The sequence below is a fragment of the Pseudoalteromonas porphyrae genome (assembly GCF_001298125.1).
GTDB classification, from domain to species: Bacteria; Pseudomonadota; Gammaproteobacteria; order Enterobacterales; family Alteromonadaceae; genus Pseudoalteromonas; species Pseudoalteromonas neustonica.
Genome location: NZ_LHPH01000004.1, coordinates 100,910 through 113,955 on the forward strand (window position 1 = coordinate 100,910; position 13,046 = coordinate 113,955).

The window sequence follows — 13,046 nt, forward strand, 5'->3', positions numbered from 1 at the left end:
TCACTTAAGTTACCGTTATGGATAGCGACTTCTACACAGCATATTTATTACATCGGCGTCCTTTTAGTGACTCGCAAGTAATGCTTGATATGCTGGTAGAAGGCGTTGGACAACTACGAATGCTTGCTCGCATAAGTGGTCGCCAGTCAACCAAACATAAAGCGCAGCTGCAACCTTTCCAAGCATTACTCGTAAACTATACGGGTAAAAATGATCTTAAATACATTCAACGTTTCGAATTGCATGGTACGCAATCCCCTTTAGTAGGCGATCAGCTTTACTGCGGCTTCTACTTAAATGAGTTAACAAATCGGATTGTGCCAATCAATGAACCCATTGATCATGCCTATGAGCTTTATCGAACTCACTTACAGCAGCTAAATAAGCACCCTAATTTGCAAGCCGTATTACGCTCTTATGAATTTCAGTTACTAGAGCTTTTGGGTTATGGCGTTGATTTTAGTTTTGATGCCGCAGGCGATCCAATCACCTCAAAACAAACGTATAGTTATTTTGCTGAATATGGCTTTGTTGCACAGGAAAATCATGGTAGTGGCTTTTTAGGGGCGCAATTAAATGCGATTGCTGCTCATGACTTTAGTGCGCCGGATGTGTTATATATGGCAAAACAATTAAGTCGTCATTTAATGAAACCCTTACTGGGTAAAAAACCATTAAAAAGTAGAGAGCTTTTTAAACCGCAATCTTAGTACGGTATTTTTAACCGTTATTTTTACAGGTAAAAAAATGAAAGATATTCTTTTGGGTATAAACGTTGATCATATTGCTACTTTACGCCAAGCCCGCGGTACTAGTTACCCGGATCCAGCTCATGCGGCAAGTGTTGCGGAGCATGCTGGTGCTGATGGGATCACCATTCATTTGCGTGAAGATCGCCGTCATATTCAAGATCGTGACGTATATGTGATGGCTAAAACAATTCAAACGCGTATGAACCTTGAAATAGCTGTTACTGATGAAATGATTGATATTGCGTTGGATGTAAAACCGGCTTACGTTTGCTTAGTACCAGAAAAACGGGAAGAGTTAACTACCGAAGGTGGCTTAGATGTTGTGGGTAACTTAGATAAAATTAAAGCCGCAACTGCAAAGCTGAGTGATGCAGGAATTAAAGTTTCATTATTTATTGACGCAGATAAAGCGCAATTAGATGCCGCTAAAGCATGTAATGCTCCTTACGTTGAAATACATACTGGCGCTTATGCAGATGCGCAAACTGACGCAGAGATGAGCAAAGAGCTTGAACATATTCGACAAGGTGTGAAATATGCGGCAGGTTTAGGGCTAATCGTCAATGCAGGGCATGGCCTTCATTATCACAACGTGAAGCCGATTGCCGCGATGGAAGAGATTTACGAGTTAAATATTGGCCACGCAATTGTTGCGCGTGCAGCCATTGATGGTTTAGATAAAGCAGTACGTGACATGAAGCGACTAATGCTTGAAGCACGGGCTTAAAGTTTGAATTCAGTCTAATAAAAAAAACGACTCAAAAGAGTCGTTTTTTTAAACTTACTTTATTAGCAGTTTGTTTCTTCAGCATTTACGCCTTCTTTTACTTTTTCACAGGCGTCTTCGACTTTGTTTTGTACATCGGTTACAGCTTCATCTATGCGCTCACCTGCTTCTTCTGCGTGATTGTCTTCACATCCCATAATAAAAAAACTAGCGAAAAGGGCGATAACGGCTGTTTTTACTGTTGTAGATTTCATAATGTAATTCCTTGTAAATAAATATAGTGGTAATACTGTTGCGTTACTTTGTCTCAGCTACTTGGGCACGTTGCCACGTAGTGCGCCTGATACAAGAGAGATAACTAACAATACTAAAAAGATAAAAAATATAATCTTAGCAATTCCTGCTGCGGCACCTGCGATGCCACCAAAACCTAACACTGCAGCAATAAGTGCAATAACTAAAAATGTAATTGTCCAGCGTAACATTGTTTTCTCCTTGGTTAATTTGTACATATTAGATAATGCCATTTACATGCCAATATTAAAGTCCTTTAAAATCAGCCACTTACTTTTTCATTCGTTATAGGGATCAGTTTCATAAGAAATATTTACACGCTTTATGTGTAACTTGTTCTTAAGTAAAAAAAGGAATGTAAAATCACCACACTATTGGTAAGACCAATTAATTTAAGTGGTTTTTAGAAAAGAAATATTATCAAATATAGAGACTGCATAAATAGGGATGGAGCTTTGCATTCTATAGCTTATAAGTTTTGGCTATATTCACTATTTTTATCATCTATATCTTGAAAAATAATAGCGATTTGTCGGGTGTTAAATTTAATGTGGGTATGTTAGCTTTATATTAATTGGTTTTACCAATTTACAAAGTGTTGGAAATGGTTAATTACTTTGATATGATTGTTGCATAGTTATTTATATAAAGTGGTTTTTTACCTGCTTTTGTTGCTTTGTTAACTATCAGGTATTGAATATATAAAGGGGCAGAGTATGAATATAGGTGAGTTACTAGCGACAGCAGCAAATTTGATGGCAACAGGCATGGTGGGCGTTTTTGTTTTTCTTTCATTGTTGATTTCAGCAATTGTATTAATGTCTAAGGTGGCGAGTCGTTTTGAGCAACCTATAGATGTACCAGCTCGTGCGCCATCAATCAAAGCGCAAGGTGTGCCAGATGCACACATTGCCGCAATTAGTGCTGCCATCGCTCAGTACAAAAATAAACAAAAATTATAAGGGGTGACTTATGGCTAAATTAAAACTAACAGAACTGGTACTTCGTGATGCTCATCAATCATTATTAGCAACGCGTATGCGTTTAGATGACATGTTACCTATTGCTGAAAAACTTGATGATGCAGGTTATTGGTCGATCGAATCATGGGGCGGTGCAACATTTGATTCGTGTATTCGCTATTTAGGAGAAGATCCATGGGAGCGTATTCGCGCCCTTAAAAAAGCAATGCCGAATACAAAGCAACAAATGCTGTTACGTGGTCAAAATCTTTTAGGTTACCGTCATTATGCTGATGATGTGGTAGAAAAATTTGTTGAGCGTGCACATAAAAATGGTGTAGATGTCTTTCGTATTTTTGATGCAATGAATGACGTGCGTAATTTAGAAACGGCAATCAAAGCCGCAATCAAAGTTGGTGCCCATGCACAAGGTACAATTTCATACACAGTAAGCCCAGTCCATACACTGGAGATGTGGCTAACACTTGCAAAACAGCTTGAAGATCTTGGTTGTCATTCAATTTGTATCAAAGATATGGCAGGTTTACTTAAACCATATGATGCTGAAAAGTTGATTAAAGGTTTAAAAGAAACGGTTTCTATACCAATTGCAATGCAATGTCATGCAACAACAGGTTTAAGTACAGCAACCTATCAAAAAGCGATTGATGCTGGCATCGATATGCTTGATACCGCTATTTCCTCAATGAGTATGACTTATGGACACAGTGCAACAGAGACCATTGTTTCTATAGTTGAAGGAACTGAGCGCGATACTGAACTTGATTTGAATCAGCTCGAAGAGATTGCCGCTTACTTCCGTGATGTACGTAAAAAGTATGCTGCATTTGAAGGCAGTTTAAAAGGTGTTGATGGTCGTATATTATTAGCGCAAGTGCCTGGCGGCATGTTAACTAACATGGAAAATCAACTTAAAGAACAAGGCGCAGCAGATAAACTTGATCAAGTGTTGCTTGAAATACCACGCGTTCGTGAAGATTTAGGTTTCTTGCCTTTAGTGACACCTACCTCGCAAATTGTAGGCACACAAGCTGTTTTAAATGTACTGACAGGTGAGCGTTATAAAACAATCACTAAAGAAACGGCAGGTGTATTAAAAGGTGAGTACGGAGCAACACCAGCACCAATGAATAAAGAGCTGCAAGAGCGCGTGCTTGATGGTGCAGACGTTATTACTTGTCGTCCTGCTGATTTATTAAAACCAGAACTTGAGACGCTGCAAGCTGAGTTATTAAAAGAAGCACAAGAGCAAGGTTTAATACTTGCTGATGAGCAAATAGACGACGTGCTAACGTATGCATTATTTCCACAAATTGGTTTGAAATTCATTAAAAACCGTAACAACCCTGATGCATTCGAAGCAATACCTGCGGCCCCAACGGCTCAATCAGAAAAACCAACTAAAACGAATAATAAAACAGTCACTGCTGAGCAGTACAGCGTAAAAGTTGATGGTAAAGTTTATGATGTAGTTGTTGCTCAAGGCGGTGAACTAAAAGAAGTTACTTTAAAAGACAGTGAGTTAATTCCCCAGTCTGCCTCAGTCGCATCAGGGGAGACATTGAATGCACCTCTTGCCGGTAATATCTTTAAAATTAAAGTTAAAGCAGGGCAAACGGTTAACGAAGGTGATGTAGTAATGATCATGGAAGCCATGAAAATGGAAACAGAGATCCGCGCTACACATGCAGGTACAATTGCTCAGATCCTAGTTTCTGAAGGTGACTCGGTTGTCACGGGTGATGCCATGATTTCATTAGCCTAGGAGTAAAGTAGGATGGAAGCATTATTGAATCTCTGGCATGCCACAGGTATTGCGAACTTTACATTTCCGGCATTGATTATGATTGCGGTGGGGTGCTTGTTATTGTATCTCGCAATTGCACGTAATTTTGAACCATTACTATTATTACCTATTGGCTTTGGCGCAATATTAACAAATATTCCTTTAGCGGGTTTATCAGACCCCGGCGGATTATTATATTACGTTTATCACATTGGTATTGATACAGGTGTATTTCCGTTATTAATATTCATGGGCGTTGGTGCGCTCACGGACTTTAGCGCCTTGATTGCTAACCCACGTATGTTATTGCTTGGTGCGGCGGCTCAGTTTGGTATTTTCGCGACATTATTCGGTGCTATCTTATTAAACTATGTACCAGGATTCGAATTTACTTTGCAGGATGCATCGGCAATCGCAATTATAGGTGGCGCAGATGGCCCTACGGCAATTTTCTTAGCCTCAAAGCTTGCTCCTGATTTACTTGGTGCAATCGCGGTCGCGGCTTATTCATATATGGCGTTGGTGCCAATTATTCAGCCACCAATCATGCGCGCACTAACAACACCAGAAGAGCGTCAAATTAAGATGCCACAGCTTCGTACAGTATCGAAAAAGGAAAAAATTATTTTCCCTCTAATGGTATTAAGCTTAACCATCTTATTTTTACCAGCGGCAACACCATTAGTTGGTATGTTCTGCTTAGGTAACTTAATGCGTGAATCAGGTGTGGTAGATCGTTTAAGTAACAGTGCTCAAAACGAGATTATTAATATTACAACGATTTTCCTCGGTTTAGCTGTTGGCTCTAAGTTAGCGGCCGATAAATTTTTAACCATAGAAACAATAGGTATTTTAGTTTTAGGTGCCTTAGCATTCTCTATCGGTACTGCATCGGGTGTATTTATGGCAAAAGGAATGAACAAGTTTTCTAAATCGCCAATTAATCCACTTATAGGCGCCGCAGGAGTATCAGCAGTCCCTATGGCTGCGCGGGTTGTAAATAAGGTTGGCCTTGAAAATAACCCACATAACTTCTTGTTAATGCATGCTATGGGCCCCAATGTAGCGGGTGTATTGGGCAGTGCAGTCGCTGCCGGTATTTTGTTAGCATTGGTAGGCTAACAATAACTAAATAAGATTTACTTCCAACCGACTGGCGCAGTGTAGACTGCGCTTTTTTTTGCCCTTAGGGTCTGTTGACCTTTTAGGGTTAAAATTTGTTCAAACTAGGGGCGATTTAATCGCGGCGCGAGATTTGGAATCGAGTGGGCTAAGTAAAAATCGAGCAAAGCTTCCGCGTCCTGCTCACGCCCTTTACCTACATCCGTGTAGGCAACAAAGAGTTAATCGCCCCTAGGCAAAACCCTTCGGGGAGCGCGTGTTTGACATTTATGCCGCGTTATCGCCTATTTATGGGGGATAACCACACTACATAGGCTCTGCCTTGCCTAAAAACCAAACGCGCAGCTGCAAATTTAACCTCGAAAGATAAATAGACCCTAGGTATACTCGATAGATATTGAATAAATAAGGAATGCTATGAATATCTTCGTGATTTTAATTTCACTGTTTGTCGCACTCATGATTCTAGTGCCATTACTTGAAAAGTATCAGTCGAAAATGGGCCTCGATGGCGCCACTAAATATGCAAAATATATTTGGCCACTGGTGATGATTTCATTGTTAGTGCAATTGATTTATATGTTGGTGAGGTAGAGCGTAGCCGTCAGCCGTCAGCCGTCAGCCGTCAGCCGTCAGCCGTCAGCCGTCAGCCGTCAGCCGTCAGGTACAGGGCTGCTAGGATCGGTAAGTTGTAAGTTTTAAGCTGCTCGGCGTTAAAATTGGCTACATAGATTGTGGTTGAACACCGCGAAACCCAACGAACAATATCCTGTCAGTCTGCATCAAGGCACTGCATTATCGGATGTCTAAAAGCGATAATGAGCTATTCATGAACCATTATGTGGGAAGTCAAGCTTTCAGCTTTTTAGACAATAACGATTTAACCTCACAAGGTTTAACGTCACTGATGGGAATTTGGATACATATTCATCACGGAAGGTGAACGCCAATTGCGTTTCCTATTAATAAAAAGCGCATGATGAGAGGTGTGCAGGGGGATTAGGGATCGCATCACATCAAACAGTTCAACAAAAAAACCGTTGCTACTTACATAACAACGGTTTTTAGAATTGCTTACAGCTAGCTTTTACTTAAGCGCTACTTGTAGCTCTCTGTTGCGCTCTAACTGCGCTAAAAAGTTATCTGCGATTGGCTTGAACTTAGCAAGTTCCGCGCGTGGCAGTGGTTCAGACTTTGGTAGCTTAACTGTTTTAGGGTTACGGTGAACGCCGTTAACTAAAAACTCATAGTGTAAGTGAGCGCCTGTTACGCGACCAGTTGCGCCTACAGTACCAATTTTTTGGCCCTGTTTAACTTTTTGACCAGTTTTAACAGCACGTTTATTTAAGTGTAAGTACTTAGTTACGTACTGTGTGCCGTGGCTAATAAATACATAGTTACCATTATACTTACTGTAACCTGACTTAATTACCTTACCATTGCCAGATGATACAACTGGCGTGCCAGTACGTGCTGCATAATCAATACCATTATGTGGTTTCACAGTTTTAGTGACTGGGTGCAAACGGCGTGGGTTAAAGCTTGAGCTTATGTATTTAAAGTTAACCGGTGCACGCAAAAAGGCTTTTTTCATACTACGCCCTTCAGGCGTATAAAAAGTATCATCGCTGTGGCGAATAGCCGCATAACGTTGGCCTTGGTTAATAAACTCAGCGGCAATAATTTTACCCGTACCAATAAATTCACCATCAACATAATGAGATTCGTAAATTAAGCCGAACTGATCGCCTTTACGGATATCATTGGCAAAATCCACGTCCCAACCAAAAATATCAGCAAAGTTCATAATTTGGCGTTCGCTTAAGCCTGCAGCAATACCTGAAGTCCAAAAGCTATTGGTGATTTCACCGCCCGTTGAAGCGGTTAAAGTCTCTATTTCTTTACTATCAATAGATGTATCGTAGTTACCCTCGTCATTTAAGGTAACGAATAGAGTGTCTGTTTTTGAAATTACGTAACGTAACTGCGCTAACGAGCCATCTTCAGCTGTGGCGAAACTGAGTATTTCGCCAGGATGAATTTTAGTTAGCTTACGGGTTTCAGCATTGGTGTTCAGAAGTTTATGAACGGTTTGTGCGTTAAAACCTGCGCGTTTAAAAATCAGTGCTAAATTGTCACCATTCTTTACTTTAAAATCGATTAGGTCATATTCGGGTAGCTTTGCTGCGTCTTCTTGCGAATTTAATTCAGTTAATTGCTCAATGTCATCAACTTTAACTTGTAACTCATAACGCTTTCCGATTTCAAGTGCATCTGCGTTATTGTCTTTAGAAGCAGTGGCTTTCTCTGAAGGAATAAGTGTTAGGGCAGCAATAGCAGAAACTAAACCTAAAATAAGCAACTTGTGTTTTTTTGGGATTTTGTGCACAACGTGAACCATAAGGTGCCTTTTTCTGCTGTCAAGATAATTAATCACTAATATTGCAGGATATACTTAATAAAGCGTTAATACCAGTGTTTTGTAGATTTAAACTGGGGCAGATTTACGCTAGAATCAACGCATAGACTGAATTTTTTGGAGTAATACACAGTGGATTTACAAACCGCTCTTGCAGAGATAAAACGCGGTGCAGAAGAAATATTAATTGAAGACGAATTAGTTGAAAAGCTAAAATCGGGTAAAAAGCTTAAGATCAAGGCGGGTTTTGATCCAACAGCCCCTGATTTACACTTAGGTCATACCGTGTTAATTAATAAAATGAAAACATTCCAAGACTTAGGTCACGAAGTGATTTTCTTAATTGGTGACTTTACCGGTATGATTGGTGATCCAACGGGGAAAAATATTACCCGTAAACCACTTACCCGTGAAGATGTATTAGCAAATGCTGAAACATATAAAGAGCAAGTATTTAAAATTCTTGATCCAACTAAAACCACCGTTGCTTTTAACTCTAGCTGGATGGAAAATTTAGGCGCTGCAGGCATGATAAAATTAGCTGCTCGTCAAACGGTTGCTCGTATGCTTGAGCGTGATGACTTTAAAAAGCGTTATGCTGGCGGTCAATCAATAGCGATTCATGAGTTTTTGTATCCGTTGGTGCAAGGTTGGGATTCTGTGGCTCTTGAAGCTGATGTTGAGCTTGGCGGTACCGATCAACGTTTTAACTTGCTAATGGGTCGTGAATTACAAAAAGACGAAGGCCAAAAACCACAAACTGTATTGATGATGCCGTTGTTAGAAGGCACTGATGGTGTGCAAAAAATGTCTAAGTCATTAGGCAATTATATTGGTATCACTGATGCGCCTAACGACATGTTTGGCAAAATCATGTCAATTAGCGATGAATTAATGTGGCGTTATTATGATTTGCTAAGTAGCTTGTCAATTGATGAAATTGCTGACCTTAAAGATAAAGTTGCACAAGGTACTAACCCGCGCGATATTAAAATTGATTTAGCAAAAGAAATGATTGCGCGTTTTCATAGCGATGAAGCGGCTACAGGCGCTCATGATGACTTCATTAAACGTTTTCAGAAAAATGCGTTACCAGACGATATCCCAGATATGACAGTAACAATTGACGAAGATACAGTATTTATTACTAACTTACTTAAAGAAGCTGGGCTAGTTGCGAGTACTTCTGAAGCGATGCGTATGATTAAACAAGGCGCGGTTAAAATCAATGGCGAAGAAAAAGTCACTGATACTAAGCTTGAAATTAAAAAAGGCAGTACGGCTATTTATCAAGTAGGTAAACGTAAGTTTGCAAATATTACCTGTGCTTAACAGGTAAAGAATGAGAATTCAGTTTTAAAACCAGCTTCGGCTGGTTTTTTTATATAATTGTTTTAATTATCTCAATGCCAAAAATAAGCAATAACCAAAAAACTCGAGCTTGATTGAGCTGGCTCAAAAGTATCGGAATATCGGCTGCTTGAGGTAAGCGCTCGGTGCCTATGCGCATTTTATCAAAACGAGTGCCTTGATAAATCGCAGGCCCGCCTAATTGCACGCCGACCGATGCAGAACAACAGCTTAATAACCAACCACTATTAGTTTGATAGAAGTGTCTACCATAATGTTTTATATAATGAATGCTCAGCTTGCTGGCTTTACTGGCTGCAATTGTCAAAGCCAATAATCGGGTGGGCAGCCACTCAATAATATACAAAAGCCAAGCGAGTGGCTTTAAAAAAGGGCTGTTTGGCAAAGTGTTTTTACGCCAAGCTTGGTGCATCAAAGTGAGTAAACGATAAGACAATGCAGCCATTGGTCCAAATAGCAGGTAAATAAAGATAACGCTAAAATAATGACGCGCGACTCTTAATATCAACATCTCCATGGCAGCTTTACAAATACCAGTGCTTGATAACGCATTTACTTGACGGGCAAGTAGTGGTTTTAATAACTCTCGGGCAGTTGCTTTTTGGTTTTGCTTAACTAAACGTGCGATACGCAATGCTTTAGTTTCTATACTTCGCCATTCTAAACTTAAGTAAAGTATTAAACCGGCTAGTAGTTCAGGATAATAAGCAAATTCAATGAGTAGAACGACCAATGTCATGATCACTAAAAGCGTTAATATAAAACACAGGGAAGATGATAAATATAGGTAGCTTTTTGGTTCACGTTCACGATAAACACGTTTACCAAGCGCAGTAAAAACGGCCGTTAAAAATGTATTGGGGTGATACCAACTGACCAGAGGTAAAAAGCGCTCACTCAGGAGCGCTAATATAAATACAATAAAGTCCAAATGTTGCTGAACTAAATTGGGTAACACGTTATAGAGTTACCGCAGTTAACTTCTCTAGTAACGCGAGCACCATTTTTGATGAGTTAATTGAAGCGGTTTCTAGATATTCTTCAAATGATTGTGGTGACTCTTTGCCTGCAATGTCAGACATTGAGCGGATCACAACAAATGGTGTTTCAAGTGTAAAGCAGGCCTGTGCAATAGCTGCGCCTTCCATTTCTACGGCAAGCATTGTAGGAAAGTCAGCGCGGGCTTTATCAATACGTACAGGGTCACACATAAATGAATCGCCTGTGCAAATTAAGCCAATCAACGTTTTAACGTCACTAATGCTTTCAATACTTTGTTGCGCAGCGTCAATTAGCTTAGGATGCGCGGCAAAACCCGCTGGCATTTGTGGCACTTGGCCAATTTCGTAACCAAATGCGGTTACATCAACATCGTGATGACGAACTTCAGAAGAAATAACAACATCACCCACGCTTAATGACGGATCAAAACCACCGGCAGAACCCGTATTGATCACGCAATCAGGTTTAAAGTTATCAATTAACAGTGTTGTTGCAATACTTGACGCTACTTTACCAATACCTGATTGGACTAGAGTAACAGTGTTACCTGCTAGCTCACCAGTATAAAAAGTAAAACCTGCTTTAGTTAGAGTTTGTGGATTTTGCATCGCTTCACGCAAAATTTTAACTTCTGGCTCCATTGCGCCAATAATACCAACATTCATAATTTAAAATTCCTCGAATTAGATGGCTAGATTATACTGCAAAAATGGGAGTAGGGTAAAACAAACAAAAAATGCGAGCCTAAACTCGCATTTTGTTTTTACAGATGCTGCTATATTTCAGCTAGTGCAGTCGAATGGGCTTTTGCTTGCGAAGGAGATAACACTGCTGGTTTGGTCACTCTATTTCGGCTTGGGCGAATACTCGGTGCAGCAGGTTTGCCTAATTTAAACATAATGGCGTCTCGTACTTCGCTTGGGCGATAACCCGATTTTACTTTCATACGAATATGCGGGATACCAGCGGCCTCTAATGCACCATTTACAAACCAATCGCGCTGCGCTTTGTGGCCATCTTTATTTGCATTGTTAACTAAATCAACAGCGGCAACGATAGTCATTTTTTCTTTATCGATTAATACGTAATCCAGTTGTTTGTTCTTTGCTTTAGCAATAGCTGCACGTTTTGCTTTAGGCGATAAGCCATGTTTGCAATCAATGATATCAATTAATTTAACGCGGCTAACAATCTTGTATTGATCGCCAACAGCACGTTCTAAAAGATTTAAAAAGGCACTTTCAACTTGCGTAAATACACTCTCTTTACGGGTGAAAGGGTAAGGGTTTCCGCCATCATCGGTAAACTTTGACGCAACAACAGATGCCCCTACGACTAAAACTAAAATTGATAATAAAGCGAATTCCATACGGTAACTCCACAACAACAAATTGACACTGTAAATTACAAAGCAATTTGTGTGCCTAAGTGTTGTGGTGTTACGTATTTATATTAAACGGGTATGGTTTATATTAAGGTTGATAACCATTGGCAACGCCTTTAACTGCAATTGCAACAGCATCATGGGCATGCAGTGACTCGTAATGATTTATTTGTAACCAGTAATCAGCGTATTGTTCACTTTCTAGTACGGCTTTTATTTTCCGTGCCGCATCTTCGCAAAACATCAGGTTTTGACCGTTTAAGCGAGCAAACTCTTGCTCATCTTCACGTTTAACCGCAGCCTGAACAGGGGTTTTAAGCTCATTTTCGAGTGTATCTACCAGGCTTAAAATATCAAATTCAGTAATATTACGATCTAACTTAATTTTGACGTTAGCAATAGAGCGTTGTGAGTGCGGCGTTGCGATTATGCCATCTGTACTACCAAGCCAATTAATTACTTCTTCGTGATTAAGTGGTTGTTGGTTAAATTTTTCCACAAAGGCATTTTGAATAAGTTGGCGCGCTAGTGCCGCTGAGCATGGGCATGTTGACGAATAAGTTACATCAAGGCTTAGTTCAAAGCTTAGTTGCCCGCGGTCAATTTTTGCCTCTAGAGTGATAGGGTAGCTTTTCCAGCCAGCTTTACCGCTTAAAAGTGACTTTCTGCGCAGTGGAAGCTCAAATTTAAATTCAATTTTTGCTTGATCACTCAGCCCTTCATGGCTTGAAATAAAAGTATCCAAAGCTTGTGATAGGGTACTAGGGTTAACATGTTGTTCGGTAGATAAGGTATCTAATGCTAAAAACAATCGCGACATATGAATGCCTTTTGCATCTTCTTTGTGAAGATTAACAAAGGCGCGAGCTTTTGCATTAACGTTTACAGGCGCAAGACCCCGAGATTCAAAAATAAACGGCAGTTCAATATCAGCCATACCAACCCAGTCTAATTTACCAGTTTGTAAGGCGGGAGCCGTATCTGCTATATCGGGCATGTTGGTTTGCATTGCAAGTCTCGTTGTTGGCAATTGTAAAGCGCAGTATTTTACACGAAATAATTTAAAAATACGTGGTAGATGAAAATTTTCTGTTTTCGTCGCGGAACATGAAAATTGCTAATGTAAAAATGCTAAAATATGCGTAGATGTTAGTTATTTTTGATAGCTACGAAGTTTGCCAAGTTTAAACGCATAGCCAAGAGACA

The 13,046-nt window shown here is 39.9% G+C and carries 14 protein-coding genes; 7 read left to right on the forward strand and 7 right to left on the reverse strand.

The features are described from left to right. The first annotated feature begins 17 nt into the window (after window positions 1-17). Both recO and pdxJ read left to right on the forward strand, forming a co-directional pair. The gene (gene recO, locus ADS77_RS04820; protein ID WP_054205411.1) at window positions 18-710 is read left to right on the forward strand and encodes a DNA repair protein RecO; all 693 of its coding nucleotides are present in this window, start codon (window positions 18-20) and stop codon (window positions 708-710) included. Between the two features lie 37 nt (window positions 711-747). After that, window positions 748-1,479: a pyridoxine 5'-phosphate synthase gene (gene pdxJ / locus ADS77_RS04825; protein ID WP_054205412.1), complete on the forward strand. Its 732-nt coding sequence runs from the start codon at window positions 748-750 to the stop codon at window positions 1,477-1,479. Window positions 1,480-1,541: 62 nt separating this feature from the next. On the opposite strand, the gene ADS77_RS04830 is transcribed toward pdxJ, so the two are convergent. Both ADS77_RS04830 and ADS77_RS21525 read right to left on the reverse strand, forming a co-directional pair. Further along, the gene (locus tag ADS77_RS04830; RefSeq protein WP_054205413.1) at window positions 1,542-1,733 is read right to left on the reverse strand and encodes a hypothetical protein; all 192 of its coding nucleotides are present in this window, start codon (window positions 1,731-1,733) and stop codon (window positions 1,542-1,544) included. 57 nt (window positions 1,734-1,790) lie between these two features. Beyond that, the gene (locus ADS77_RS21525) at window positions 1,791-1,964 is read right to left on the reverse strand and encodes a DUF1328 domain-containing protein (protein WP_064485886.1); all 174 of its coding nucleotides are present in this window, start codon (window positions 1,962-1,964) and stop codon (window positions 1,791-1,793) included. A 525-nt stretch (window positions 1,965-2,489) separates the two neighbouring features. Between ADS77_RS21525 and ADS77_RS04835 the strand changes: the two genes are divergently transcribed. From ADS77_RS04835 to ADS77_RS22495, 4 genes are all read left to right on the forward strand, one after another. Then, window positions 2,490-2,735: an OadG family protein gene (locus ADS77_RS04835; protein WP_054453205.1), complete on the forward strand. Its 246-nt coding sequence runs from the start codon at window positions 2,490-2,492 to the stop codon at window positions 2,733-2,735. 10 nt (window positions 2,736-2,745) lie between these two features. Next, window positions 2,746-4,521: a sodium-extruding oxaloacetate decarboxylase subunit alpha gene (gene oadA / locus ADS77_RS04840; protein WP_054205415.1), complete on the forward strand. Its 1,776-nt coding sequence runs from the start codon at window positions 2,746-2,748 to the stop codon at window positions 4,519-4,521. Window positions 4,522-4,533: 12 nt separating this feature from the next. After that, on the forward strand, window positions 4,534-5,664 hold the full coding sequence (locus tag ADS77_RS04845) for a sodium ion-translocating decarboxylase subunit beta (RefSeq protein ID WP_054205416.1): 1,131 nt from the start codon (window positions 4,534-4,536) through the stop codon (window positions 5,662-5,664). 417 nt (window positions 5,665-6,081) lie between these two features. Then, on the forward strand, window positions 6,082-6,258 hold the full coding sequence (locus ADS77_RS22495) for a hypothetical protein (protein ID WP_167349700.1): 177 nt from the start codon (window positions 6,082-6,084) through the stop codon (window positions 6,256-6,258). A gap of 493 nt (window positions 6,259-6,751) precedes the next feature. On the opposite strand, the gene ADS77_RS04850 is transcribed toward ADS77_RS22495, so the two are convergent. Continuing rightward, a complete protein-coding gene (locus tag ADS77_RS04850) occupies window positions 6,752-8,065 on the reverse strand; it encodes a peptidoglycan DD-metalloendopeptidase family protein (RefSeq protein ID WP_054205417.1) in 1,314 nt (437 codons plus the stop codon). A gap of 150 nt (window positions 8,066-8,215) precedes the next feature. On the opposite strand from ADS77_RS04850, the gene tyrS reads away from it, so the two are divergent. Next, window positions 8,216-9,415 (forward strand): tyrosine--tRNA ligase, encoded by a 1,200-nt coding sequence (gene tyrS / locus ADS77_RS04855; RefSeq protein ID WP_054453207.1) that lies wholly within the window; start codon window positions 8,216-8,218, stop codon window positions 9,413-9,415. Window positions 9,416-9,464: 49 nt separating this feature from the next. Here tyrS and ADS77_RS04860 read toward each other — a convergent pair whose 3' ends face one another. The 4 genes from ADS77_RS04860 to folE2 all read right to left on the reverse strand — a co-directional run bounded on the left by ADS77_RS04860 (window position 9,465) and on the right by folE2 (window position 12,849). Beyond that, window positions 9,465-10,412 (reverse strand): cobalamin biosynthesis protein, encoded by a 948-nt coding sequence (locus ADS77_RS04860; RefSeq protein WP_054205419.1) that lies wholly within the window; start codon window positions 10,410-10,412, stop codon window positions 9,465-9,467. Between the two features lies 1 nt (window position 10,413). Continuing rightward, a complete protein-coding gene (mtnN, locus tag ADS77_RS04865; protein WP_054453209.1) occupies window positions 10,414-11,121 on the reverse strand; it encodes a 5'-methylthioadenosine/S-adenosylhomocysteine nucleosidase in 708 nt (235 codons plus the stop codon). A 110-nt stretch (window positions 11,122-11,231) separates the two neighbouring features. Then, a complete protein-coding gene (locus ADS77_RS04870; protein ID WP_054205421.1) occupies window positions 11,232-11,825 on the reverse strand; it encodes a DUF2726 domain-containing protein in 594 nt (197 codons plus the stop codon). 103 nt (window positions 11,826-11,928) lie between these two features. Further along, window positions 11,929-12,849: a GTP cyclohydrolase FolE2 gene (folE2, locus tag ADS77_RS04875; RefSeq protein WP_054205422.1), complete on the reverse strand. Its 921-nt coding sequence runs from the start codon at window positions 12,847-12,849 to the stop codon at window positions 11,929-11,931. Between the last annotated feature and the right edge of the window lie 197 nt (window positions 12,850-13,046).

Coding starts and splice junctions, on each gene's coding strand:
- recO (WP_054205411.1), top strand. CDS start 18: ATGGATAGCGACTTCTACACAGCATATTTATTACATCGGCGTCCTTTT.
- pdxJ (WP_054205412.1), top strand. CDS start 748: ATGAAAGATATTCTTTTGGGTATAAACGTTGATCATATTGCTACTTTA.
- ADS77_RS04830 (WP_054205413.1), bottom strand. CDS start 1,733: ATGAAATCTACAACAGTAAAAACAGCCGTTATCGCCCTTTTCGCTAGT.
- ADS77_RS21525 (WP_064485886.1), bottom strand. CDS start 1,964: ATGTTACGCTGGACAATTACATTTTTAGTTATTGCACTTATTGCTGCA.
- ADS77_RS04835 (WP_054453205.1), top strand. CDS start 2,490: ATGAATATAGGTGAGTTACTAGCGACAGCAGCAAATTTGATGGCAACA.
- oadA (WP_054205415.1), top strand. CDS start 2,746: ATGGCTAAATTAAAACTAACAGAACTGGTACTTCGTGATGCTCATCAA.
- ADS77_RS04845 (WP_054205416.1), top strand. CDS start 4,534: ATGGAAGCATTATTGAATCTCTGGCATGCCACAGGTATTGCGAACTTT.
- ADS77_RS22495 (WP_167349700.1), top strand. CDS start 6,082: ATGAATATCTTCGTGATTTTAATTTCACTGTTTGTCGCACTCATGATT.
- ADS77_RS04850 (WP_054205417.1), bottom strand. CDS start 8,065: ATGGTTCACGTTGTGCACAAAATCCCAAAAAAACACAAGTTGCTTATT.
- mtnN (WP_054453209.1), bottom strand. CDS start 11,121: ATGAATGTTGGTATTATTGGCGCAATGGAGCCAGAAGTTAAAATTTTG.
- ADS77_RS04870 (WP_054205421.1), bottom strand. CDS start 11,825: ATGGAATTCGCTTTATTATCAATTTTAGTTTTAGTCGTAGGGGCATCT.
- folE2 (WP_054205422.1), bottom strand. CDS start 12,849: ATGCAAACCAACATGCCCGATATAGCAGATACGGCTCCCGCCTTACAA.